This window comes from Pseudomonas sp. MN1F (genome assembly GCF_009391885.1).
Classification (GTDB): Bacteria; Pseudomonadota; Gammaproteobacteria; order Pseudomonadales; family Pseudomonadaceae; genus Aquipseudomonas.
On sequence record NZ_VZII01000003.1, the window covers coordinates 37,959 to 61,854 of the forward strand.

Annotated in this window: 27 protein-coding genes; 10 read left to right on the top strand and 17 right to left on the bottom strand. The window is 63.2% G+C overall.

Annotation, left to right across the window (positions count from 1 at the left end; translation table 11 throughout):
* Window positions 1-163 precede the first annotated feature (163 nt).
* Together F6X59_RS00855 and F6X59_RS00860 are read left to right on the top strand one after the other, a co-directional pair.
* Window positions 164-1,528: a glutamine synthetase family protein gene (locus F6X59_RS00855; RefSeq protein ID WP_110637263.1), complete on the top strand. Its 1,365-nt coding sequence runs from the start codon at window positions 164-166 to the stop codon at window positions 1,526-1,528.
* 30 nt (window positions 1,529-1,558) lie between these two features.
* A complete protein-coding gene (locus F6X59_RS00860; RefSeq protein WP_152953962.1) occupies window positions 1,559-2,866 on the top strand; it encodes an FAD-binding oxidoreductase in 1,308 nt (435 codons plus the stop codon).
* Between the two features lie 51 nt (window positions 2,867-2,917).
* Here F6X59_RS00860 and fadD1 read toward each other — a convergent pair whose 3' ends face one another.
* On the bottom strand, window positions 2,918-4,615 hold the full coding sequence (gene fadD1, locus F6X59_RS00865; RefSeq protein ID WP_152953963.1) for a long-chain-fatty-acid--CoA ligase FadD1: 1,698 nt from the start codon (window positions 4,613-4,615) through the stop codon (window positions 2,918-2,920).
* Window positions 4,616-4,914: 299 nt separating this feature from the next.
* Window positions 4,915-6,603, bottom strand: a complete 1,689-nt coding sequence (fadD2, locus tag F6X59_RS00870) for a long-chain-fatty-acid--CoA ligase FadD2 (protein WP_152953964.1) — start codon at window positions 6,601-6,603, stop codon at window positions 4,915-4,917.
* Window positions 6,604-6,813: 210 nt separating this feature from the next.
* Between fadD2 and F6X59_RS00875 the strand changes: the two genes are divergently transcribed.
* Together F6X59_RS00875 and F6X59_RS00880 are read left to right on the top strand one after the other, a co-directional pair.
* On the top strand, window positions 6,814-7,758 hold the full coding sequence (locus F6X59_RS00875) for an alpha/beta hydrolase (protein ID WP_152953965.1): 945 nt from the start codon (window positions 6,814-6,816) through the stop codon (window positions 7,756-7,758).
* Between the two features lie 33 nt (window positions 7,759-7,791).
* Window positions 7,792-8,262 carry a MaoC family dehydratase gene (locus F6X59_RS00880; protein ID WP_133328098.1) on the top strand — a complete coding sequence of 157 codons (471 nt, stop codon included), beginning with the start codon at window positions 7,792-7,794 and terminating at the stop codon, window positions 8,260-8,262.
* Between the two features lie 52 nt (window positions 8,263-8,314).
* On the opposite strand, the gene F6X59_RS00885 is transcribed toward F6X59_RS00880, so the two are convergent.
* The 10 genes from F6X59_RS00885 to F6X59_RS00930 all read right to left on the bottom strand — a co-directional run bounded on the left by F6X59_RS00885 (window position 8,315) and on the right by F6X59_RS00930 (window position 14,148).
* Entirely contained in the window at window positions 8,315-9,553 is a 1,239-nt protein-coding gene (locus tag F6X59_RS00885; RefSeq protein ID WP_152953966.1) for an RNA polymerase sigma factor, read from the bottom strand.
* Window positions 9,553-10,038, bottom strand: a complete 486-nt coding sequence (locus F6X59_RS00890; RefSeq protein ID WP_152953967.1) for an SRPBCC family protein — start codon at window positions 10,036-10,038, stop codon at window positions 9,553-9,555. Before F6X59_RS00890 ends, F6X59_RS00885 begins: the two co-directional genes overlap by 1 nt.
* A gap of 21 nt (window positions 10,039-10,059) precedes the next feature.
* The gene (locus F6X59_RS00895) at window positions 10,060-10,404 is read right to left on the bottom strand and encodes a YciI family protein (RefSeq protein WP_152953968.1); all 345 of its coding nucleotides are present in this window, start codon (window positions 10,402-10,404) and stop codon (window positions 10,060-10,062) included.
* A gap of 43 nt (window positions 10,405-10,447) precedes the next feature.
* The gene (locus F6X59_RS00900) at window positions 10,448-10,873 is read right to left on the bottom strand and encodes a nuclear transport factor 2 family protein (protein WP_152953969.1); all 426 of its coding nucleotides are present in this window, start codon (window positions 10,871-10,873) and stop codon (window positions 10,448-10,450) included.
* A gap of 102 nt (window positions 10,874-10,975) precedes the next feature.
* Window positions 10,976-11,452, bottom strand: coding sequence for a GyrI-like domain-containing protein (locus F6X59_RS00905; RefSeq protein WP_152953970.1), 477 nt, complete (start codon window positions 11,450-11,452; stop codon window positions 10,976-10,978).
* 9 nt (window positions 11,453-11,461) lie between these two features.
* On the bottom strand, window positions 11,462-12,109 hold the full coding sequence (locus F6X59_RS00910) for a LysE family translocator (RefSeq protein WP_152953971.1): 648 nt from the start codon (window positions 12,107-12,109) through the stop codon (window positions 11,462-11,464).
* 74 nt (window positions 12,110-12,183) lie between these two features.
* A complete protein-coding gene (locus F6X59_RS00915; RefSeq protein ID WP_152953972.1) occupies window positions 12,184-12,516 on the bottom strand; it encodes a type II toxin-antitoxin system HicB family antitoxin in 333 nt (110 codons plus the stop codon).
* Window positions 12,513-12,767, bottom strand: a complete 255-nt coding sequence (locus tag F6X59_RS00920) for a type II toxin-antitoxin system HicA family toxin (RefSeq protein WP_152953973.1) — start codon at window positions 12,765-12,767, stop codon at window positions 12,513-12,515. The genes F6X59_RS00915 and F6X59_RS00920 overlap by 4 nt, the downstream gene beginning before the upstream one ends.
* 47 nt (window positions 12,768-12,814) lie before the next feature.
* Window positions 12,815-13,780, bottom strand: coding sequence for a threonine dehydratase (locus tag F6X59_RS00925; RefSeq protein WP_152953974.1), 966 nt, complete (start codon window positions 13,778-13,780; stop codon window positions 12,815-12,817).
* A 110-nt stretch (window positions 13,781-13,890) separates the two neighbouring features.
* Window positions 13,891-14,148 carry a DUF2790 domain-containing protein gene (locus F6X59_RS00930; RefSeq protein ID WP_003254632.1) on the bottom strand — a complete coding sequence of 86 codons (258 nt, stop codon included), beginning with the start codon at window positions 14,146-14,148 and terminating at the stop codon, window positions 13,891-13,893.
* A gap of 356 nt (window positions 14,149-14,504) precedes the next feature.
* Between F6X59_RS00930 and F6X59_RS00935 the strand changes: the two genes are divergently transcribed.
* Window positions 14,505-14,873, top strand: a complete 369-nt coding sequence (locus F6X59_RS00935) for a GNAT family N-acetyltransferase (protein ID WP_152954071.1) — start codon at window positions 14,505-14,507, stop codon at window positions 14,871-14,873.
* Here F6X59_RS00935 and def read toward each other — a convergent pair.
* From def to F6X59_RS00950, 3 genes are all read right to left on the bottom strand, one after another.
* Window positions 14,828-15,364: a peptide deformylase gene (def, locus tag F6X59_RS00940; protein ID WP_152953975.1), complete on the bottom strand. Its 537-nt coding sequence runs from the start codon at window positions 15,362-15,364 to the stop codon at window positions 14,828-14,830. The genes F6X59_RS00935 and def overlap by 46 nt on opposite strands.
* Window positions 15,361-16,314 (bottom strand): YihY/virulence factor BrkB family protein, encoded by a 954-nt coding sequence (locus F6X59_RS00945; protein WP_152953976.1) that lies wholly within the window; start codon window positions 16,312-16,314, stop codon window positions 15,361-15,363. Before F6X59_RS00945 ends, def begins: the two co-directional genes overlap by 4 nt.
* A 145-nt stretch (window positions 16,315-16,459) precedes the next feature.
* Window positions 16,460-16,639 (bottom strand): CsbD family protein, encoded by a 180-nt coding sequence (locus tag F6X59_RS00950; protein ID WP_152953977.1) that lies wholly within the window; start codon window positions 16,637-16,639, stop codon window positions 16,460-16,462.
* A 222-nt stretch (window positions 16,640-16,861) separates the two neighbouring features.
* Here F6X59_RS00950 and F6X59_RS00955 point away from each other — a divergent pair, with 222 nt between their 5' ends.
* Window positions 16,862-18,331 (top strand): nitrous oxide reductase family maturation protein NosD, encoded by a 1,470-nt coding sequence (locus tag F6X59_RS00955; RefSeq protein ID WP_152953978.1) that lies wholly within the window; start codon window positions 16,862-16,864, stop codon window positions 18,329-18,331.
* A 112-nt stretch (window positions 18,332-18,443) separates the two neighbouring features.
* A complete protein-coding gene (locus F6X59_RS00960; protein ID WP_099815538.1) occupies window positions 18,444-18,824 on the top strand; it encodes a hypothetical protein in 381 nt (126 codons plus the stop codon).
* On the opposite strand, the gene F6X59_RS00965 is transcribed toward F6X59_RS00960, so the two are convergent.
* Window positions 18,825-19,661 carry a S1 RNA-binding domain-containing protein gene (locus tag F6X59_RS00965; RefSeq protein WP_152953979.1) on the bottom strand — a complete coding sequence of 279 codons (837 nt, stop codon included), beginning with the start codon at window positions 19,659-19,661 and terminating at the stop codon, window positions 18,825-18,827. It abuts the gene before it with no gap.
* Between the two features lie 130 nt (window positions 19,662-19,791).
* Here F6X59_RS00965 and F6X59_RS00970 point away from each other — a divergent pair, with 130 nt between their 5' ends.
* Window positions 19,792-20,658 (top strand): DUF6279 family lipoprotein, encoded by an 867-nt coding sequence (locus tag F6X59_RS00970; RefSeq protein WP_152953980.1) that lies wholly within the window; start codon window positions 19,792-19,794, stop codon window positions 20,656-20,658.
* 10 nt (window positions 20,659-20,668) lie between these two features.
* Here F6X59_RS00970 and aceK read toward each other — a convergent pair whose 3' ends face one another.
* Complete coding sequence (gene aceK, locus F6X59_RS00975) at window positions 20,669-22,384, bottom strand: bifunctional isocitrate dehydrogenase kinase/phosphatase (RefSeq protein WP_152953981.1); 1,716 nt, start codon at window positions 22,382-22,384, stop codon at window positions 20,669-20,671.
* Between the two features lie 163 nt (window positions 22,385-22,547).
* Between aceK and F6X59_RS00980 the strand changes: the two genes are divergently transcribed.
* On the top strand, window positions 22,548-23,423 hold the full coding sequence (locus tag F6X59_RS00980) for a DMT family transporter (protein WP_372240270.1): 876 nt from the start codon (window positions 22,548-22,550) through the stop codon (window positions 23,421-23,423).
* 13 nt (window positions 23,424-23,436) lie between these two features.
* Window positions 23,437-23,895 (top strand): DUF4265 domain-containing protein, encoded by a 459-nt coding sequence (locus F6X59_RS00985; RefSeq protein ID WP_152953983.1) that lies wholly within the window; start codon window positions 23,437-23,439, stop codon window positions 23,893-23,895.
* The last annotated feature ends 1 nt before the right edge of the window (window position 23,896 follow it).

Below are 23,896 nucleotides of genomic sequence, written 5' to 3' on the forward strand. Positions count from 1 at the left end.
TCCACATCATTCTCGCCTTCTGGGCCCTGTGGCACTGCCGCCACGCACGCCCACCAGATTTCTCGCTCACGCCCTTGTGACCCAACTCGGCCGCAGCCCGGCCGTTTGACTCAAGTGGACCGCGCCTGCGCGCCGGTCCCGTGCGCCTGTGAGCGAATCGATCATGCACTTTGCACCTGTAGAGCACGCCAGCCGTTTCCTGGCCGAAAACCCTGATATCGAACTGTTCGAACTGTTCATCCTCGACGCCAACGGTGTGCCACGCGGCAAGCTGCTGCACCGTGAGGAACTGCTGGCGGTGTACCAGAGCGGCCGCCCGCTGCCCAGCACCATCCTCGGCCTGACCCTCAATGGCGACGACGTGGAAAACTCCGGCCTGGTCTGGGATGTCGGCGACATCGACTGCCGCGCCTACCCGCTGGAAGGCAGCCTGGTGCGCCTGCCCTGGCGCCGTGTGCCAACTGCCGCCGTGCAGGTCAGCATGCACCCGAGCGAAGGCCTGCCTGCCAGTGTCGCCGACCCGCGCCACGTACTGCTGCGCACCATCGAAGCGCTCAAGGCTGACGGTTACCACCCGGTAATGGCCTGCGAGCTGGAGTTCTACCTGCTCGACCAGCAGCGCGATGCCCAGGGCCGCCCGCAACCGGCACTGGACAACGACGGTGGCCGGCCACGCACTACCCAGGTTTACGGCCTGCGTGAACTGGAACAGATCGAGCCCTTCCTCGCCGACCTGTATGCCGCCTGCAAAGCCCAGGGCATCCCGGCGCGCACGGCGATCTCGGAGTATGCCCCGGGTCAGGTAGAAATCACCCTGGAGCATGGCGATGCGCTGGAGGCGATGGACCAGGCGGTGCGCTACAAACGCCTGGTCAAAGGCGTGGCCCATGCCCATGGCATGCAGGCCTGCTTCATGGCCAAGCCCTTCGCGCAACTGGCCGGCACCGGCATGCACATGCACCTGAGCCTGGCCGACAGCGCCGGCAACAACCTGTTCGCCAGCGAAGACAAGGCCGGTACCCCGCTGCTGCGCCAGGCAGTGGCCGGCATGCTCCGCCACTTGCGTGACTCGCTGCTGCTGTTCTGCCCCAACGCCAACTCGTTCCGCCGCTTCCAGGCCAACAGCTATGCCCCGCTGGCGCCGACCTGGGGTGTCGATAACCGCACCGTCAGCCTGCGCGTACCTGGCGGCCCGGCCAACAGCCGACACGTCGAGCACCGCATCTGTGGCGCCGATGCCAACCCGTACCTGGCTGCCGCCGCCATTCTGGCCGCCAGCCATCGCGGCATCCGCGAGCAGCTGGACCCAGGTGCGCCGGTCGAAGGCAACGGCTATGCCCAGGCCACCGAGCACCTGCCCACCGACTGGCTGACCGCCCTCGATGCGCTGGAGCGCTCGCACTGGGCACGGGAAGCGCTCGGCGAGGCGTTTCTCGGCGTCTACCTGAAGGTCAAGCGCGCCGAGTACCGCCAGTTCATGGCCGAAGTCAGCGAACAGGACTGGCGCTGGTACCTGCACCAGGCCTGAGCCTTACCCTATTCAGCACAAGGAACACCCATGAACGCAGCATTGAACAACGGCCCGGCCCAGCGTGCGCCGTCCTATTACAGCGCCTCGCTGAACGACCACACCGAGTACCCGCAACTCAAGGGCACGGTGCAGGTCGACGTGGCGATCATCGGCGGAGGTTTCACTGGCGTGGCCACCGCGGTGGAACTGGCCGAGCGCGGCCTGAAGGTGGCTATCGTCGAGACCAACCGGATTGGCTGGGGTGCCAGCGGGCGCAACGGCGGCCAGGTCACCGGTAGCCTGTCGGGTGACGAGGCCATGCGTACGCAGATGCGCAAGCACCTGGGCGCCGAGGTCGATGATTTCATCTGGCACCTGCGCTGGCGTGGGCACCAGGTCATCGAGCAGCGGGTCGAGCGCTACGGCATCGACTGCGACCTCAAGCGCGGCCATCTGCATGCGGCGATGAAACCTTCACACCTGGAGGAGCTGCGCAGCTTCCAGGCAGAGGCTGAACGCCGCGGCATGGGCGACCAGGTGCAACTGCTTGACCGCAACGGCGTTGCCGGGCACCTGCAGAGCCCGTTGTACCTGGGCGCGCTGAAGAACCTGCGCAACCTGCACCTGCACCCGCTCAACCTGTGCCTGGGCGAAGCCCGCGCCGCCCACAGCCTGGGCGCGCTGATTTTCGAGAATTCCGAAGTGCTGGACATCGTCCATGGCCCACGCCCGGCGGTCGTCACCGCCCACGGGCGGGTCGAAGCGCGCCAGGTGATGCTCGCCGGTGACGTCTACCACAAGCTGGAAAAGCGCCAGCTCAAGGGCAAGATCTTCCCGGCCATGGGCGGCATCGTCACCACCGCCCCGCTGGGCGAACTGGCAGAGCAGATCAACCCGCAGGACCTGGCGGTGTACGACTGCCGCTTCGTGCTCGACTACTACCGCCTGACGGCCGACAAGCGCCTGCTGTTCGGCGGCGGTGCCAACTACTCGGGCAAGGATTCGCGTGATATCGAAGGCGAGCTGCGCCCGTGCATCGAGCGCACCTTCCCGGCGCTCAAGGGCGTGCCGATCGAGTTCCAGTGGAGCTGCGCGATGGGCATCGTGGTCAACCGCATCCCGCAACTGGGCAAGCTGTCGGACAACGTGTGGTACTGCCAGGGCTATTCCGGGCACGGCATCGCCACCAGCCACATCATGGGTGAGATCATGGCCGAGGCACTGACCGGCACGCTGGAGAAGTTCGACACCTTCGCGCAGTGCAAGCACGTGCGGGTGCCGATGGGGGACTTGTTGGGCAATCCGCTGCTGGCGGCGGGGATGTGGTACTACCAGATGCTGGAAAAACTGCGCTGACGGCAATGGCCCCTTCGCGGGACAAGTTCGCGAAGGGGCCAATGAGATGGATCAGGCGATCTTCTTCAGCCCCTGCTTCTTCAGCTCTTCATCGCGCAGCTCACGACGCAGGATCTTGCCGACGTTGGTGGTCGGCAGCGCATCGCGGAACTCGATGTAACGCGGCACCTTGTAGCCGGTGACGTTGGCACGCATGTGCTCCATCACCTGCTCCTTGGTCACGGTCATGCCCGGCTTGACCACGATGAACACCTTGATCACTTCACCCGACTTCTCGTCCGGCACACCGATGGCTGCGCACTGCAGCACGCCCGGCAAGCCAGCGAGCACGTCTTCCAGCTCGTTGGGGTACACGTTGAAGCCCGAGACCAGGATCATGTCTTTCTTGCGGTCGACGATGCGCATGTAGCCATCTGGCTGGATCAGCGCGATGTCGCCGGTCTTCAGCCAGCCGTCGCTGTCGAGGATCTCGGTGGTGGCGTCTTCACGCTGCCAGTAGCCCTTCATGACCTGCGGGCCCTTGACGCACAGCTCGCCGGTTTCGCCCAGCGCCAGCTCGTTGCCGGCGTCGTCGATGACCTTGCACAGGGTCGATGGCACCGGGATGCCAATGGTGCCCACCTGGTTGGCCTCGGCTGGGTTCACCGCCGCCACCGGGCTGGTTTCGGTCATGCCGTAACCTTCGCAGATGGCGCAGCCGGTGACGCTCTTCCAGCGCTCGGCCACGCTCAGCTGCAGGGCCATGCCCCCGGACAGGGTGATTTTCAGCGCCGAGAAGTCCAGGGCGCGGAATGCCTCGTTGTTGCACAGGGCAACGAACAGCGTGTTGAGGCCGACGAAACCGCTGAACTTCCACTTGCCCAGTTCCTTGACCATGGCCGGCAGGTCGCGCGGGTTGCTGATCAGCACGTTGTGGTTGCCGATCAGCATCATCGCCATGCAATGGAAGGTAAAGGCATAGATGTGGTACAGCGGCAGCGGGGTGATGAGGATCTCGCAGCCTTCCTTCAGGTTGGAGCCCATCAGCGCCCTGCACTGCAGCATGTTGGCCACCAGGTTGCGGTGGGTCAGCATCGCGCCCTTGGCCACGCCGGTGGTACCACCGGTGTACTGCAGCACGGCCACGTCGTTGGCTTGCGGGTTGGCTTCAGTGACCGGCTGGCCCTTGCCAAGCGCCAGGGTATCGTTGAAGCGCACGGCGCGCGGCAGGTTGTAGGCCGGCACCATCTTCTTCACGTACTTGATCACGCTGTTGATCAGCAGGCGCTTGAGCGGTGGCAGCAGGTCGGCCACTTCGGTGACGATGACGTGCTTGACCTGGGTCTTGGGCACCACCTTCTCGGCCAGGTGCGCCATGTTGGCCAGGCACACCAAAGCCTTGGCACCGGAGTCGTTGAACTGGTGCTCCATCTCCCGCACGGTATACAGTGGGTTGGTGTTGACCACGATCAGGCCGGCGCGCATGGCACCAAATACCGCTACCGGGTATTGCAGGACATTGGGCAGCTGGACGGCAATGCGGTCACCTGGCTTGAGGTCGGTGTGCTGCTGCAGCCAGGCCGCGAAAGCGCCTGACAGCGCATAGAGCTCGCCGTAGGTGATGGTCTTGCCCAGGTTGCTAAAGGCCGGTTTATTGGCAAAGCGTTGGCAGGATTGCTTGAGTACCGCCTGGATATTGGGGAATTCGTCAGGATTGATTTCCGCCGTAATCCCGGCTGGGTATTTATCCTTCCAAAAATTTTCGATCATGGAAGCCCACTCCTTCAGCAACAGCGAAGTTCGATTCACGCGTCGATGCGTTTATTATTGATATGAGATGGCGGTTCGTTGCAAACCGAATCATCTGAAAGCGCGCCGAGAGTAACAGCTTTGTTTGGGGTCGCCTAGAGGCCAAGATCGGCCTCTCAGTCACAAAAATGACTCAATGAACAATATAAGTCATTTTTAGAGTAATTAACTTAAAGCTACGAGTTTCAAGCTTCAAGCGACAAGCTAGAGCGCGCCCGATGCTCTGACTTGCCGCTTGTAGCTTCATGCTTGAAGCTGCTTCAAGCGATGTCGCGCAACTCCCTGCGCAAAATCTTGCCCACCGGTGTCATGGGCAGCGACTCGCGCACCACGATGTGCTTGGGCACCTTGTAGCCGGTGAAGTTGGCCTTGCAGTAGGCCTTGAGGTCATCGATGCTCAGCCCACCCTCACGCGCCACCACAAACAGCTTTACCGCCTCGCCCGAACGCTCGTCCGGCACGCCGATGGCCGCGCAGTTGGCCACCTGCGGATGGCCCATCACCACATCCTCGATCTCGTTGGGGTACACATTGAACCCGGAGACGATGATCATGTCCTTCTTGCGGTCGACGATGCGGGTGAAGCCGTCCGGGTCGATCACCGCGATATCGCCGGTCTTGAACCAGCCCTCGGCATCCAGTGCCTGCGCCGTGGCCTCCGGTTGCTGCCAGTAACCCTTCATCACTTGCGGGCCCTTGATGCATAACTCGCCGCGCTCACCCAGTGGCTGTTCGTTGCCATCATCATCGATGACCTTGAACGCCGTGCCGGCCACCGGAATACCCACCGTGCCCAGCCGCGCCAGCTGGCCGTAGGGGTTGGTACTGGCCACCGGCGAGGTTTCGGTCAGGCCGTAGCCCTCGACGATGCGGCAACCGGTGAGTTGCTCCCAGCGCTCGGCAGTGGCCTTGACCAGCGCAGTGCCACCGGAGTTGGTGACTTTCAGCGCTGAAAAGTCCAGCTGACGGAAGCCCGGGTGGTCCATCAGCGCGACGAACAGGGTGTTCAACCCCAACAGCGCCGAAAAACGCCACTTGCCCAACTCCTTGATGAAGCCGGGGATATCACGCGGGTTGGTGATCAGCACGTTATGGTTGCCGGTGACCATCATGCACATGCAGTTCGCGGTGAAGGCATAGATGTGGTACAGCGGCAGCGGTGCAATCATCACCTCCTGGCCTTCCTTGATCAGCCGCTGCCCGTCCGGACCGTGCTGGGAGAAGCAGGCCAGCACCTGCAGCATGTTGGCCACCAGGTTGCCGTGGGTGAGCATGGCCCCCTTGGCCAGGCCCGTGGTGCCGCCGGTGTACTGCAGCACGGCGATGTCATCGAGCGAGAGCGGCACCGGCTTGTGGGTCAGGCTGCGGCCTTGGCGCAATACCTGCTTGAACGGGATGGCCTGGGGCAGATGATAGGCCGGGACCATCTTCTTGACCTTGTCGACCACGGTATTGACCAGCCAGCCCTTGGCCGCTGGCAGCAGGTCGCCCATCTTCGCTTCGATCAGGTACTCGATGCCGGTATCGGGCAGCACCTCCTGCACGCGCTTGCCGAACATGTTCAGGTACACCAGGGCGCGGGCGCCGGCATCCTTGAACTGGTGACGCATTTCGCGCTCGGTGTACAGCGGGTTGGTGTTGACCACGATCAGCCCGGCGCGCAGGGCGCCGAACACGGCAATGGGGTATTGCAGGACGTTGGGCATCTGCACCGCGATGCGGTCACCAGGTTTGAGGTCGGTGTGCTGCTGCAGCCAGGCAGCGAAGGCTGCCGAATGGCGCTCAAGCTCGGCGTAGCTCAGGGTCACGCCGAGGTTGCTGAACGCCGGGCGCTCGGCAAAGCGCTTGCAGGAGCGTTCGAACACCTCGACGACCGAGCTGTATGCGTGGATGTCGATGGTGGAAGGCACGCCCTCGGGGCGTTTGTCATTCCAGAAGTCGGCTTGCATTTATTATTGTTCCTCTGCCTGAGCTCGCACGGATTCCTTGCCCTGTTTGCCAGATGGCAAAAAGGCGTTGAACCGACGTTAGCAGGTAAGCCGGAGGTGGCATATACGCCAAGTGCCGCCATTAACATTGTGAATCTTATTTGTGCCCTTCCTGCAATCGGACCGGTTATGCATACACTGTGCAGGTAACCTTCGCGCAAAGGATTCGCCATGCCCCATGACGCCTTCTGGCTATCTGCCAGCGAGCATTGCAGGCTGTACGTGCACCAATGGCTGCCGGCCACACCGGTCAAGGCCGTGGTGCTGCTGGCGCATGGCATGGCCGAGCATGCCGGGCGCTACCAGCGCCTGGGCCAGGCCCTCAGCGATGCCGGCTACGCCCTGCTGGCACCGGACCTGCGCGGCCATGGGCGCACCGCCGAGCAGGGCAGCCTCGGCCTGTTCGCCCGGCAACATGGCTGGAATGCCGTGGTCAACGACCTTGGCCAGCTGGCCCAGCACATCGGCCAGCAGTTCCCTTGCACACCGTTGTTCCTGTTCGGCCACAGCATGGGCAGCTACATTGCCCAGGCCTACCTCATGCACCACAGCGCCAGTCTGCAAGGGGCGATCCTCAGCGGTTCAAACTTCCAGCCCGCTGCGCTGTACCGGGCGGCGCGCCTGATTGCACGCCTGGAGGCCTGGCGCCAGGGGCCACTGGGCAAGAGCGCGGTGATAGAATGGCTGTCGTTCGGTTCGTTCAACAACGCCTTCAAGCCCACCCGCACGGCGTTCGACTGGCTCAGCCGTGACCCGGCGGAAGTGGACAAGTATGTCAACGATCCACTGTGCGGCTTTCGCTGCAGCAACCAGCTGTGGCTCGATCTGCTGCAGGGGCTGGCGCAGATCAGCCAGGCGCACAACCTCGCGCAGATCGACCCGAACCTGCCCCTGCTGGTGATTGGCGGGGAATGTGATCCGGTGAGTGCCGGCAAGCGTCTCACCCATCTGGCCGACGCCCTGCGCGCGACCGGCAATCGACATGTACAGCTGCGCGTCTATCCTGAGGCACGCCACGAAGTACTCAACGAACTCAATCGCGACGAGGTCACCGCTGATATCCTCGCCTGGCTTGAGCAAGCGCTGGCCCTAGGCCGCCCTGCCCGCAGTGAATGATATCGGCCTCGTCCGCCCATCAAGGAAACGCTAATGACCCAGGTCACCAACACGCCTTACGAAGCTTTGGAAGTCGGCCAGAAAGCCAGTTATGAAAAGTCTGTAGAAGAACGTGACATCCAGCTGTTCGCCGCGATGTCCGGTGACCACAACCCGGTGCACCTGGATGCCGAATTCGCCGCCAAGAGCATGTTCCGCGAGCGCATCGCCCACGGCATGTTCAGCGGCGCCCTGATCAGCGCCGCAGTGGCCTGCACCCTGCCTGGCCCTGGCACCATCTACCTGGGCCAGCAGATGAGCTTCCAGAAGCCGGTGAAGATCGGCGACACCCTGACCGTGCGCCTGGAAATCCTCGAGAAACTGCCGAAGTTCAAGGTGCGTATCGCCACCAACGTCTACAACCAGAACGATGAGCTGGTAGTCGAGGGCGTGGCCGAGATCCTCGCGCCGCGCAAGCAGCAGACCGTCGAGCTGGTATCGCCGCCAAACTTCGTCGCCAGCTGATATCGGTGCTGGATTATTCGCGGGTTCACCCGCGAATAGCCCGGTAAAGCCTCTACATCAGTTCGCGCAAGCGCCGCTCGATATGCCGCCGCTCCGGCTCCTGCCGGGTCAACTCCAGGGCCTGTTGCCAAGCCATCCGCGCCTCATCGGCATTCCCCAACTGCTGATGCATCTGCGCCCGCGCCGCATGAGCCAGGTGATACTCCCTGAGTTCCCCCGCCGCCAGAATCGCCTCCACCGCGTCCAGCCCCGCCTGCGGTCCATCGCGCTTGGCCAGCGCCACCGCCCGGTTGAGCGCCACCACGGCTGACGGCCAGTGCCGTTGCAGCACATCGTATAGCCCGACAATTTCCGCCCAGTCGGTCTCTTCAGCTGTCCCTGCCTCGGCATGCACCGCCGCGATCGCCGCCTGCACGGTGTAGGCACCAAAGGCCCGGCTGGCCAAGGCCAGGCGCACCAGCTCGCAGCCTTCGGCGATCTGCTCGCGGTCCCACAGGCTGCGGTCCTGCTGCTCAAGCAGCACCAGGTTGCCCTCGGCATCAGTGCGTGCGCGCTGCCGCGATGCCTGCAGCAGCATCAGTGCCAGCAAACCTACCGCTTCGGCGTCCGGCAGCAGCTGAACCAGCAGGCGCCCGAGGCGGATCGCTTCGTCACTCAGTTCCTGCTGCAGCAAGGCCTCGCCAGAGGACGCCGAATAGCCTTCGTTGAACACCAGGTAGATCACCCGCAGCACACTCTCCAGGCGCTCGGGCAGCTCATGCAGCTCCGGGACCTGATAAGGAATACCGGCATCGCGAATCTTGGCCTTGGCGCGGACGATGCGCTGGGCAATGGTCGCAGGGCTTTGCAGGAAAGCCCGGGCGATCTGCTCGGTAGTCAGGTCGCAGACTTCACGCAGGGTCAGCGGCACCTGGGCATCGGCCGCCAAGGCCGGGTGGCAACAGGTGAAAATCAGGCGCAGACGGTCATCGGCCAACAGTTCCTCTTCACTGGGGTCCTGCCCCTGGCCTTCGATCAGCATGATCAGGTCGGCCTGGGAGCGGTCAAAGCGGGCACGCCGGCGCACTGCGTCAATGGCCTTGAAACGCCCGGTCGAAACCAGCCAGGCGCGCGGATTGTCGGGGATGCCATCCCGCTGCCAGCGCTCGACGGCAATGAAGAAGGCATCGTGCAGGGCCTCCTCTGCCAGGTCGAAATCCCCCAGCAGGCGGATCAGCGTCGCCAGGATGCGCCGCGAATCCCGCCGGTACACGGCTTCGACTTCGGCACGGACCTGCGCCAGCTCCGTCATCAGTCAGGCATCCGCTGGGTCACCACCTCCACCAGGCGGTCCAGGCTCTCTCCCCAGCCCTGATGGAAACCCATTTCTTCATGGGCGCGGCTGTCGGCGGCATTCCAGTGCCAGGCACGGGCGGTGTAGCGGGTCTTGCCGTTTTCTTCGTCAAAACTGATCACTGCAGTCATGAAAGCCTTGTCCGACGGCACCCAACCCGGCCCGAAGGCATCGGTGAACACCAACCGGCGCGGGGCGGCAATTTCCAGGAACACGCCCTGGGTCGGGTACTCGGAGCCATCCGGGGCACGCATGAGGGTACGGAAAAGGCCGCCGACCCACAGTTGCATTTCGCATTCCGGGGTGGTCATGCCGTGGGGCCTCCACCACTGCATCAGCCATTCAGGCTCGGTCCAGGCTCGGAACACCTTGGCAGGCGGGGCGTCGATCAAGCGGCTGATGGACAGTTCGTGCTGCGCGGGCGCGGGTTGGACAAGGGTCATTCTTGTTGTTCTCCGTTGCAGTCAGGGTTGCAGATCGCGCACCGGCCGCACTTCCACGCTGCCGACTCGCGCCGCCGGAATGCCCTTGGCAATGTTCAGTGCCTCGTTGAGGTCACGGGCATCGACCAGGTAAAAGCCGGCGAGCTGCTCTTTGGTTTCGGCGAACGGGCCATCGGTGATACTCATTCGCCCGCCGCGCATGCGCACGGTGGTGGCGGTCTGCACGGTTTTCAGCGCCTCGGCCGCGATGATGCGCCCGGCGCTCTGCAGCGATTCGGCGTAAGCCATGCACTCGGCGTCTTCCGGGCTGTCGGGCAGGCTGTGCAGCAGCCCTTCGTCACAATAGACCAGGCACAGGTATTTCATGGTCGTCTCCAGGCGTTGGCAACGTGCATTTGGCGATAGCCGATCAAGGCTTGAGATCGAACAGTGCTTTCTGGGTTTGCATGTCGAAGGGTGCCGACCAGTGTTCGTGGATCACCTGCCACTGGCCACCGACCTTGCGATAGCCGACAGTGGCGCGCATGAAGCCGCACTGGCTCTCATCATCCCCCGGCCCGCAGCGGTTGAGCCAATGGGCAAGGGCCAGGTCGCCTTCGGCGTGCACGGTCAGTTGGGCGAGTTCGAAAACCATGGGCCCGGTACACAGGTTCATGCACATTTCCCAATGCGCCTGGTAGGCGGCCTTGCCCTTGAACTGCAGTGACTGGATGGCGTCGAAGGCGACGATGTCGTCGGCGTAGGGCGCGGTGATAGCGGGGATATCACGGTCACGCACGGCCTGCATCCAGCGTTCGACAAGCTGACGGATTTCGTTTTCGGCTGCCGTGTTCATCGGGTGTTCCTCCGATCGTTCGTAAGCATTTCAATACAAGGTTGTCTTGTATCTTCAGCTTTTGGTCGAACGGTAGTCGCCAAGATCGACAACCTGCCGGAATTATTTGCGCAGCAGGGGAATCCAGATTTCCATGACCGCATGGTCGTCGGCAGGATCGAACCCGGCCGGGTAGCGCTCGAACAGGGGCGCATCGGCCTGCTCTTCACCCGACTGCGGCAACCACTGGAAAATGCCATCGAAAGTCGCCTTCAGGCGCTGCAAGCTGCCATGGTGCTCGAACACTGCATAATGCTGCGGGGCCAGCGCCATGGTACTGAACCCGTCAGGCAGGGGTTGGCCCGCGTTGACTGCCACAGCCGCCAGATAGTCGAAGCCGCCCTGCGCGTCGGGGTTATAGCAGACCCCATAACTGTCATGATCGCGCTGCCCGGGCACATGCCCAAGGTGCGGCGCGAAGCGTTGCCAGAGCAAGGGCAACCCGCTCAGGTCGCCCATGCTGAAACGTTCGGCGAAACCGGCCAGGTTGAGCTTACGGCCGTCTTCGTAACGCGCTGGGGAAATGGGTTGCAGGGTCATGACTTTGCCTCAGGTGAGCGGTGGGCTGGCGAGAATGAATTCACGGTAGCCCGAAATGATCACGTACACCGCGAAATAGCAGAATATCGCCGCTGACAGCAGGTATGACCAAGTCAGCAGGCGGTCCCCCAGCAAGCGCCCGCCTTGGCTGGCGATGCCGCACAAGCTCATGCACCAGACCAGCCCGGCGGCGAAGAAACCGCCCAGGAACAGCCCGGCATCCAGCGCGCTGCCACCACCGGAGCGAGCTATCAGTACGCCACCGACCGCAGCGAACCAGAGGATGGCGCTGGGCGACGACATGGCCAGGAAGATGCCCCGCAGAAACTCGCGCCAGCCCGACTCCACCACCACCTCCGCACTGGCTTCCATATGCCCGCCCCTCCAGGCGGCCAGCAGCATCTTGATCGCGAACCACACCAGCAACGCTGAACCGCCAAGCCACAGGGCCCAGCGCACACCTTCGAACTGCAGCAACACGGTCATGCCGGCGAGCGCCGCGATGGCGTAGACCAGGTCGCCTACGCAGGTCCCCAGGCCGAGCCAGAAACCCTGGAGGAAGCCACGCTGCATGGCCAGTGTGATCATGGCGATGTTGGCCACCCCGATGTCGAGGCACAGGGACAGGCTGAGAAGAAAACCGTTGGAAAAAGGCATTGAACACTCGTAGTCGGGGCAATCAGGCGCGCTAGAGCCTGCCACGAGTGGTTATGGGATGGAAGGGTAATCGATCAGGCCAGCGCTGCTTGCTCGAACACCTCATCCGCCCACTGGTTAAGACTTTTACCGGCAGCGCGGGCGGCAACGCTGGCTGCCGCATGCACCTCTGGACGGATGCGCAGCATGACCTTGCCTGAAGCAGGTTTTTCCGGGGTAATGCCTTGCTCCGCGCAATCGGCCAGATAGTCCTCCAGCGCATCCCTGAAAGCTTCATGAAGCTCAGGCACCGAGCTTGCGTGAAAACTGATGATGTCGCGCATGCCCAGCACACGGCCAACAAAAATGTCGTCACGCTCATCGTATTCGATACGGGCCGCGTAGCCCTTGTAACGCATGCAACTCATAGGCTGACTCCTGCCCGCAGCAAGAATTCGCGGGCTTCTTCAATCTGATACCGTTTGGCTTCCTTGCCAGGATGGGGGCGATGACACCTCCAAGTCTGGCCGCCAAGCACCAGCTTGACCCTGGAGCCTTGCCGCTCCAGTACTTGCCCGCCAAGGTGAAGCACCAGGGCTTCGACCTCGGAAAACGCCAAAGAGGCCGTGGTGGGCGTCCTGAAGAGAGCGTCGTAGATTTTGCGGTATCGAGTGTTCATCGGAAAATGCTATCAAATTAAGATAGCACTTTTTCCCCGATACTCATTCAGGATTTTTCAGTGCCCGCCAGCACCTGCGCATAACGCTCGCGATCCACATTGGCCCCGCTCAGCACCACTGCCACGCGCTTGCCGGCCTGGCGCTCGCGCTCCTGCAGCAACGCGGCCAGCGCTGCAGCACCGGCGCCTTCGGCAGTGTTATGGGTGGTTTCGTGATAGATGCGCATGGCCGCTGCCACTTCGCTGTCGGTGACCCGCACGATGCGCGCGGCATGCTCACGAACGAAGGCGAAGGCATCCGGGTGCGGTACCCGGCAGGCCATGCCATCGGCAAAGGTGTCGGCAGTGGCCGTGGTGACGATGCGGCCCTGTTCGAAACTCTGCGCATAGGCATCGGCCGCACTGGACACCACACCGACGATCTCGGTCTTCAGCCCCAGCAGGTTGCGCGCCTGGATCAGCCCGCAGATACCCGAGCCCATGCCGATCGGCACGTACACGCAATCCAGCTCGCTTACCGCCTCGAACAGCTCCAGGGCATAGGTGGCCACCCCGCGCACCAGCTCTGGGTGGAACGACGGCACCATGTCATAGCCCAGCTCGTGCGCCAGGCGGGCTGCCTCTTCGCGGGCCACGTCGAAGTCGACACCGTGCTCCACCAGCTCGGCGCCCAGTGCACGCATGGCCGCGTTCTTCTCTTTCGAGTTGCCCTCGGGCACTACGATCACCAGCGGCACACCGGCCTGGCTCGCGGCCAGCGCCATGCTCTGGCCGTGGTTGCCACGGGTGGCGGTGACCAGGCCCCGCGGGGGCTTGCCGGCGGCCAGCAGCGAACGCACATAGACCAACCCGCCACGTACCTTGAAGGCACCCGTGGGGGCGTGGTTTTCGTGCTTGACCCACAGCTTGCAGCCGACCCGCTCGGCCAGCAGCGGCCACACGCGCTGTGGCGTCGGCGGAACGTGCTGGTGAACGAAATCGGCGGCTTCGCGCAGGGCGGCGAGGTCGAACATGGCGATCATCCTTATCGGTACGTGAGGCACCGATCCTAATCGCCTTGGGCAGGTTTGGTAAATTGCCAATGGCCCTGTCACCCACTGAGCGGCGACAGGGCCGTGGTGCATCAGCCTTGCTGGCAACCTTCGCCCATCGCCCGGTACTGAATGGTATGCACCTGGCCTTGATGGTCTTCATAGGTCATGGTCGCAGGCACCACTTCACAGACATTGGGGATGGTCGACAGGTTGATCACCCGTTTGATGTCGAGGTTCATGGAATAGTCGTACTGCTGGGCCACAGGCTCGCTGGAGACCGGCTTGGCCTCATCGGCGAGGGCGAACGAGGACATACCGACCAGTGCAAGAATCAGTAATGGTTTCATGGGGTTTGGCCTTTAAAGCAATCCAGCTGATCGAGTGACTTCTGATGCCATCAATGGCGCGGAGAAGTTGTCATCAACTGCGAAGATGACACGAAGTACCGATGCCGCTTCGTCTACTGCCAGTGGGAATAGGTAAAATTCTACTCCTGACCGGCAATAGTTGAACCCTGAAGTCGGACATTCACCCTTGCAGGATTTGCAACAATCTGCGACAAAGCGCAACAGCTCGATGCCCTGAAATCACCGGGCCAGAGCCAATCGTTCCAGGTATCCCCATGACTGCCCTGCACTGCGCCCTGCTCAATGGCCCCGAGCGTCGATTGCTCGCACACTTCTACAAGCAACAGGGGTCGCGCATGCGCCCAGCCAATGATGGTGAATCGTGGGTGGCGCGCAGCGACGGGATCGTTGCCGGCCTTTGCCTCAGCGCCGTCGCCGACGGCCACTGGCTCACCGGCCTGTTCGTCGCCCCGCAGCAGCGCAAGCGTGGTGTAGCGGCGCAGCTGATCGAGGCGGCCCTGGCCGGGCACAGCGGCCCGACCTGGTTGTTCTGCGATCCCGACCTCACGGCCTACTACCAGCGCCTTGGCTTCAGCATCACGGCACAATTGCCCGAAGCCCTGGCCTCGCGCCTGCAACGCTACCAGCGCAGCAAAAACCTGCTGGCCATGGTGCGGGGTCAGTCGTCGCGATCATCCAGCCCCGGGAACAGCACATCGGTGTAGCCAAACCGGGCAAAGTCCTGGATGCGCGATGGGTAGAGCCGGCCGATCAAGTGGTCGCACTCGTGCTGCACCACCCGCGCATGAAAGCCATCGGCAAAGCGGTTGATCGGATTGCCCTGCGGGTCGATGCCTTCATAGCTGATGTGCTTGAAGCGCGGCACCACCCCACGCAGGCCGGGCACCGACAGGCAGCCCTCCCAGCCGTCCTCGATCTCGGTGGTCAGCGGAGTGATCAGCGGGTTGAGCAGGATGGTCTGCGGCACCGGCTCGGCATCCGGATAACGCTCACTGCGCTCGAAACCGAAGATCACCAGCTGCAGGTCGATGCCGATCTGCGGCGCCGCCAGGCCCACGCCACCGACGTGGTGCATGGTTTCGAACATGTCGTCGATCAACTGCTGCAGTTCGCGGCTGCCGATCAGATGCTCAGGCACCGGTGGGGCGATGCGCAGCAAGCGCTCGTCGCCCATCTTGAGAATGTCACGGATCATCGCGGATTCGGCTCGGTCGGTTGTGGCTCGACCGGGTGTTCATGGCCGAGCACGGTGATGGTTTCCTGGGGTTTGCTGCCCTCGAATTCCTTCTCGCCCGGGTTCTTGCCCTCGCTCGACATGTGCTCGATCACCGCGTTCATTTCAGCCCCCAGCAACAGCACGGCGGCAGAGATATAGAAATACAGCAACAGCACGATGATCGCACCGATGCTGCCATACATGGCGTTGTAGTCGGCAAAGGTCTTGACGTAGTAGGCAAAGCCCAGGGAGGCGATGATCCATACTACTACCGCCAGCACCGAACCGGGGGTGATGAAGCGAAACTTCTGCTTCACGTCCGGCATCACGTAATAGATCAATGCCACCGCGACCATCATCAGGATGATGATGGCGGGCCAGCGCAGCACGGTCCAGACGGTGACGATCACTTCCTGCAGGCCGACTTGCGCGGCGATCCACTCCATCACCTGCGGCCCCAGCACCATCAGCGCAGCCGCTGCCAGCAGCATGCCGGCGATACCGACGGTGTAGATGATCGACAGTGGAATGCGCTTCCACACCGGGCGGCCCTCGGGCACGTCATAGGCGGCATTCATGGCGCTCATCATCAGCCGCACGCCAGCCGAGGCAGTCCACAGCGCGATGACGATACCCACCGACAACAGCCCGCCCTTGGACTGCTGCAACTGGTCGATGACCGGGTTCACCTGCTCCAGCGCCTGGGGTGGCAACACCAGTTCCGATTGCAGGCGCAACCAGGAAAAGAAGTCCGGCAGGTGCAAAAAGCCGATCAGGGCAATCAGGAACAGCAGGAACGGGAACAGCGAAAACAGCATCTGGTAAGCCAGCGCAGACGCATAGGTGGACATCTCGTCATCGAGGAATTCCTTGACGGTACGTACCAGCACGCGGTGCAGGGGCAGGCCGCGCAGGTCGGGGAAAATCATAGCGTCTCCTTTCGCCGCTTGATTCTTGAGTACAACGGGTAAGTCTAATAGACCACGCCGGTGATGTACTGCTCCCAGCCATGCCAGAAGAAAATGCCTACACCTGTTTCTGCCTCTCACCGAGGCAGAAACAGGTCATCTCACCTCAAGGCTTTTTCACCGCATCCTTCACATCGCCCTTGATCTGCTGCGCCTCGCCTTTCACTTCCTGAGCCTTGCCCTCGGCCCGCAGCTTGTCGTTGCCGGTCACCTTGCCGACGCTCTGCTTGACGTTACCGACTGCTTCGTTGGCCAGGCCTTTCGCTTTGTCTTTGGTGCCGCTCATGGCAAATCTCCTGCAAATGGAGACACGTGGACCGTGTCGACACTCGGTGGACCGGACCCCTTCTCCAAGAGTTTCAAACAATTTGCTCCGCTCAAGCCAAGCGGCGAATCTGCGGGCGAATACCGCACCGAATAGGGCCACCGCACTGCTCAAGGTCCGAAGGCTGCCCTAGAATCGCTGCCAACCTGCGTATAAAAACAACAGTTTCCGGATATTTGCCCCATGCGTCTGATGCCCCTGTTTGCGGCCTTGCTGCCGCTGCTGCCCTTGCCTGCCTTGGCCGCCGCACCGGCCAGCGAGACCCTGAAAGTCGAGCGTTATGCCGACGATGGCCAACCCGGCACCCTGCGCTGGGCCATCGAAACCAGCAACCAGAACCCCGGCCACTACCGCATCGAGATCGCTGCTGTAGGCAAGCCGCCCTATGTGATCCGCCCGACCCGCGCGCTGCCGGAAATCAAGGGCCCGGTGCAGATCACCGGTCTGCCCTGGGCCCGTGACGGGCAGTACATCGCCATCGATGGCTCGGGCTATATCAAGGATCAGGGCGTGCGCACCTGCCCCGGCGCCCTGCCCGGCCAGTTCGGCACCAACGTGCGCACCACCACCCACCCGGGGCTGGTGCTGCGTGACACCCAAGGCGTGCACGTGAGCGGCCTGGAGGTGCGCAACTTCTGCATCGGTATCCTGGTCAACCGCGCCAGCGGCAACGTCATCGAAGACAACCGCATCGTCGCCAACAAAGGCGGCGCTGGCATCATGCTCACGGGCGACGACGGTGCTGGCAACCCGACCGCCACCACCACGGTCAACAACAAGGTGCTGCGTAACCAGCTGATCGACAATGGCGATGGCCTGGAACTGACCCGTGGCGCGGCCTTCAACCTGGTGGCCGACAACCTGTTCCGCTCCACCCCGGCCAACCCCGAACCGTCCCAGGGCATCGAGATCCTGCTGGGCAACGACAACAGCGTGGTGCGCAACCGCTTCGAAAACTACTCCGACGGCCTGCAGATCAACTGGGGCAAGCGCAACTACCTCGGCGCCAACACCTTCAGCGGCAACTCGATCGGCGTGAGTGTTACCGGCGAAGGCAACATCCTCGACGGCAACCTGATCCACGGCAACCGCATCGGCGTGGCCCTGCGCCCCGAGCCGGACGTCACCACCACGCGCCTGAGCGGCAACCGCATCTGGGGCAACAGCCAGGACATCCGCCGCTGTGAAGCCGGCGGCTCATGCGTGCCGAACCAGCGTACCGGCGCCATCGTCTTTGGCGTGCCGGCCCAGGCCCATGCGCTGTACGTAGGTTCGCGCGGAGTCGGCGCGGATTTGCCGAAGAAGGACCAGGCGATCATCTGCGATGCCAAGGGCGAGCCCAAGCCGTGCCAGCCGCTGCCTAACCACAACCAGCAGCCGCCACAGCTGATCGCGCTGGACGGCAATGTGCTACGTGGCGAGGTGCAGGGGCCGGCGTCGAGCCTGTTGCGCATCGAGGTGTTTGGCAATGCCCAGGCGGGTGGGACCGAGGCAGAGCAATACCTGGGGGATGTGCTGGTGAACAGTGATGGCCAGGGGCAGGCGCGGTTTGCCCAGGTGTTGGAGCACATCGGTGAGTTCAAGAGCTTTACTGCGACGGTGACCACTGCGGACGGGGCCACTTCCGAGTTGAGCCTGCCGATCAGTCGTTAAGGCTACTGGCCTCTTCGCGGGTAAACCGGCGAAGAGGCCCTGAAACCTTGCTAGGCCCGGTGCCACCCCTCACAATGCAGCCCTAATCAAGCGTCAACCCGCAGGAACCTGCATGAAACTCGACAAACCCACCGCCATCGCCCGCCGCAACCAGGCCCTGGCCAACCCGGTGCTGACCAGCGCCAACACCCTGTTCGCCATCCTCGACCGCAAGCGCAACCTGTGGTGGTTCGAAGTGCCGGTGGCACTGCTGCGCAAGGGCCAGCCCGACTGGGTCAACCTGCTGCTGCACACCCCGGAAAGCGACGAGCTGCAGCACCTGAAGGTGCCGGTCAACTTCCTCCGTGCTCACCAGGAACAGATGGAAGTGCGCAACCCCGGCAAGCGCCGCTCGACCATCAGCCTGGCCCTGAGCGCCGACCGTGACTCGCTGCTGCGCGACACCCGCCCGGGTGGCGAGCAGCTGGACTTCCGGACCTTCGTGCAGGCCTGATCAGGCTTTTACGATGCGATCGTCATGGATGACGATGCGGCCCTGCTTGAACAACCCGCCAATGGCCTTCTTGAAGTTGCCCTTGCTGACGTTGAACATCTGGCTGATCACTTCCGGGGCGCTCTTGTCGCTCACCGCCAGCACCCCGCCTTCGGCCTCCAGGCGTGCCATGATGCGCTCTTGCAGGTCGTCGCCCAGCGCCTGGCCCACCGGCTGCAGGCTCAAGGCGATCTTGCCGTCATGGCGCACTTCCTTGATGAAGCCATCCACGTGCATGCCCGAACGCAGGAACTTGAACACCTCGTTCTTGTGGATCAAGCCCCAGTGGCGGTTGTTGATGATCGCCTTGAAGCCCATCGGCGTTTCGCCGGCCACCAGCAGTTCGACCGGCTGGCCAACCTGGTATTGAGCCGGGGTAACGTCCAGGTAGCGGTCCAGGCGTGAAGTGGCGGTGATGCGGCGGGTGCGTTTGTCGAGGTAGACATGCACCACGCAGTAATCGCCGATTTTCAGCTGCCGGGCTTCTTCGGAATACGGCATCAGCAAGTCCTTGGGCAGCCCCCAGTCCAGGAAGATACCGGCACCGTTGATGTCCTTGACCTTGAGGCTGGCGAACTCGCCCACCTGCACCTTGGGTTTCTCCGTGGTGGCAATGAGCTTGTCATCGCTATCCAGGTAGAGGAATACGTTCAGCCAGTCGTCGACCTCGGTTTCGGCGTTCTTCGGGATGTAACGCCCTGGCAGCAGGATCTCACCGTCGGAGCCGCCATCCAGGTACAGGCCGAATTCCACGTGTTTCACGATTTGCAAACTGTTGTAACGCCCAAGTAGAGCCATTTCCGATGTTCCTCAAGACAAGGCGGCTATTCTACACCTGAAGCCACTGCGCTGCCCGATCGCTGATGCGGCGGAACCGCGCCGGCTCGCGCTACGTCTATTGAATGTCCGCCACAACCAGGTCCTGAACATGCCGGTACGCCTGTCCAAAGCCCTGCTCATCGCCATCGCCTGCACCGTGACACTGGCGGCCTGCAGCCGCATCGACCTGGCCTATCGCAACCTCGACCGCCTGGTGCCCTGGTCGCTGGGCGACTACCTGGCGATGAACCGTGAACAGAAGGCGTTGCTTGACGAACGGCTCAAGGAGCACCTGGCTTGGCACTGCCAGACCCAGTTGCCCGGCTACCTCGACTGGCTCGACCGCGTGCGCGACATGGTCGCCGAGGATCAGGTGACCGACCAGGCGCTGCAGCAACGCACGGTCGAAGCACGTCAGGCGATTGGCCGGGTGGCCGAAGAGATCACCCCTTCGGCCACCGAATTGCTACGCGGCATGAGCGATGCGCAAGTGGCGGAAATGCGCGATGCCTTCCGCGACGATATCAACCAGCGGCAAAGGGAATATGTCGACACCCCCATGGCCAAGCAAGTCGCCCGGCGTACCGAGCGAATGGAAAAGCGCCTGAGCAACTGGTTCGGCGAACTCAATGCGGCCCAGCGCCAACGTGTGCAGGCCTGGTCGCAGGCGCTGGGTGACCAGAACCGCCAGTGGATCGCCAACCGTCAGCACTGGCAGCAACAGTTGATGTTGGCCATGGCCCAGCGCAACGACGCCAGCTTCGAACCGCGCCTGGCGACCTTGCTGCAACGCAAAGAGAGCCTGTGGACGCCGGAGTACCGTGCGGCCTACCAGAATACCGAGCAGCAGGCGCGCAGCCTGTTGGTCGACCTGGTGCACCTCAGTACGCCGGTGCAACGCCAATACCTGCAAGAGCGGCTGGCCAAGGTGCGCACCGACTTCAGTGAGCTGAAGTGCCTGAAGGCCCGGGCCTGACGAACCACAATCACCGAGCCTTGCGCCGATACGGAAACACGTCGATCACCTTGCCTTCGCGAATCGCCGCCTGCAGCCCCTTCCAGTAATCCGCGTCATACAACTCCCCGTGCAACCGGCTGAACAGTCGGCGCTGGCCGATATCGGCAAACAGGAACGGCGGGAACTCCTCGGGGAACACATCGTGCGGCCCGATCGAATACCACGGCTCACCGGACATCTCATCCTCCGGGTAGCGCGGTGGCGGGATGTGCCTGAAGTTCACCTCGGTCAGGAAGCTGATCTCGTCATAGTCGTAGAACACCACCCGCCCATGCCGGGTAACGCCAAAATTCTTCAGCAGCATGTCCCCCGGGAAGATGTTTGCCGCCGCCAGTTGCTTGATGGCCAGCCCGTAGTCCTCCAGCGCTTCGAGCACCTGCCCTTCGCTGGCGTGCTCCAGGTACAGGTTGAGCGGGGTCATGCGCCGCTCGGTCCAGCAGTGGCGCACCAGCACCGTGTCGCCTTCAAGCGCCACGGTCGAGGGGGCGACCTCCAATAGCTCGGCCAGGCATTCAGGCTCGAACTTGCCAAGCGGGAAGCGGAAATCGGCGAACTCCTGGGTATCGGCCATGCGCCCCACCCGGTCGACACTCTTCACCAGCCGGTATTTGTCGATCACCGTGGCGCGGTCCACGGTCTTGGACGGCGAGAAGCGGTCCTTGATGATCTTGAACACGGTATTGAAGCCCGGCAGGGTGAACACGCTCATGACCATGCCGCGCACCCCCGGCGCCATGACGAAGCGGTCGTCGCTGCTGGCCAGGTGGTTGATCAAGGCTCGGTAGAACTCCGACTTGCCCTGTTTGTAGAAACCGATCGAGGTGTACAGCTCGGCAATGTGCTTGCCCGGCAGGATGCGCTTGAGGAAATTGACGAACTCCGCCGGTACCGGCACATCGGCCATGAAGTACGAACGGGTGAACGAGAAGATGATCGACACCTCGGCCTCGTCGGTGATCAACGCATCGGCCTCGATGCCATGGCCTTCACGGTGCAGCAACGCGATCACCAACGGCCACTGCTCGTCGCTGTTGTACAGGCGGCCGACCAGGTAGGCGCCCTTGTTGCGGTACAGCACCGGCACGAACAGCTCCACGGCGAGGGCCGGGTCCTTGCACACCCAGTCCGGCAGGCATTCACGCAATTGCTCCTCGAGGCGGGCGAGGTCGCCTTCCAGGTCGCCATAGGGGGCGTCGAACGGGTAATCGGCGAAGATCGCCCGCAGCAGGCTCTTCAGGCCGGCCGCGAGCGTATAGGTGCGGGTCTGCGCCGCGCGCTCATGGGCGCGGATCGATGGCCGGGTGGTGTGGATGAACATGCAGCCGTCGCTGATCTGGTCGTGGCTGAACAGGCTGCAGAACAGCGAGTTGTACCAGGTCTCCGCCAGCTCGTCGTCCAGGCGCGGGTCGATCAGGCGGATGTAGGCGTTTTTCACCAGCGGCCACTGTTCCACATCCAGCAACACCGGCTCCGGGAAGGCCTGGCGCAGCCAGCCGTTGACCTCGGCGACTTTCTCTTCATAGAGGTTGATGCGCGCAGCCGAGGCACGCTGGATGTCCTGCCAGCGCGCCTGCTCGAAGCGCTCGCGGGCGCCCAGGGTGATCTGCTGGAAATGTTCGCGGTAGCTGTCGAAACCGTCGAGGATTGTCCGGGCAATGTCGGCTGCGGGCCAGGGCTGGGGCATGCGAGGGTCCTCGGGCTTGATGAGATAAAGAGCTTAGCCTGTACCGGCCTCTTCGCCGGCGCGCCGGCGAAGAGGCCGGTACAGGTATACACCGCAAGAAAGCACAAGAATCGCCCAAGCGAGTCACGTACACTCGCGCCCTGCCCTGTACCCGGAGACCGTTGTGAGCCCCATCGCCCTAGCCCGCCTGCTGACCCTTGCCGCTGTCTGGGGGGCGAGTTTCCTGTTCATGCGCATCATCGCGCCGGAGTTGGGCACCCTCCCCACCGCATTCTTCCGTGTCGCCATCGCCTGCCTGGGCCTGATCGCCATCCTCGCCGCCACCCGGGTGCGCTGGAACTTCGACGGCAAACTCGGTGCCTGCCTGGTGCTGGGCATGATCAACTCGGGTATCCCGGCCACCTTCTACTCTGTAGCTGCGCAAGTGCTGCCCGCTGGCTATTCGGCCATTTTCAACGCCACCACCCCGCTGATGGGCGTATTGATCGGCGCGCTGTTCTTCCGCGAGGCCATGACGCTGCCCAAGCTTGGCGGCATTTTCCTGGGCCTGCTCGGTGTCGGCATCCTCAGCGGCGCCGGCCCGGTAGCCCTGGACATGGCCTTGGTGCAAGGTGCCCTGGCCTGCCTGGCGGCCACCACCTGCTACGGCTTTGCCGGCTTTCTCGCACGGCGCTGGATCAGCGGCCTGGACAGCCGCCTGTCGGCCCTGGGCAGCATGCTTGGCGCCACCTTGCTGCTGAGCCCGCTGTTCGCCTGGAGCGCCCTGATCCAGCCACCGGCAAGCTGGGGCGGCTGGCAGGTGTGGCTGTCGCTGCTGGGCCTGGGCCTGCTGTGCACCGCCTTCGCCTACATCCTGTACTTCCGCCTGCTGGCCGAGATCGGCCCGGTCAAGGCCAGCACCGTGACCTTCCTGATCCCGGTGTTCGGTGTATTGTGGGGGGCATGGCTGCTCGACGAACCCTTGTCGATGGCCCATCTGTATGGCGGTGTGCTGATTGCCCTGGCGCTGTGGCTGGTGCTGCGCCCGGCGCGCACGTGAGGCGGTGCGGACCATGAGTGACACATTCAAGAAGGTGCTGTTCCGCCTGGAGCAGGACGCGAGCGGCTACCCGCCAGCCTCGGTGGAAGGCTTGTGGACACAGGCGGTCGCGGGTGGCTATCGGGTCGACAGCATCCCCTTCCACGTCTACGGCATCGCCCCCGGCGACATCATCAGCCTTCGCCACGAGGGCGACCAGGCCTGGTTCGACGCCCTGCAGCAGAGCGCCGGGGCGTCGGTGTTCCGGGTCGTCGTCAAACCACCAGAAACCCTGGAGCAGGTGCACGCGGCCCTGGCCGAGTTCGGCTGCACCTGCGAGGTGGAAAAGGCGGTCAGGATGCTGGCCGTCGAAGTGCCGGCAAGGCAATCGGCCGACACCCTGCTCTACTACCTGCTGACCCAGCGCGAGGCCGGCACCCTGGACTTCGAGGAAGGCGTGTTGCGCCACGCCATCCCCGAAGAGTTGCGCTAGG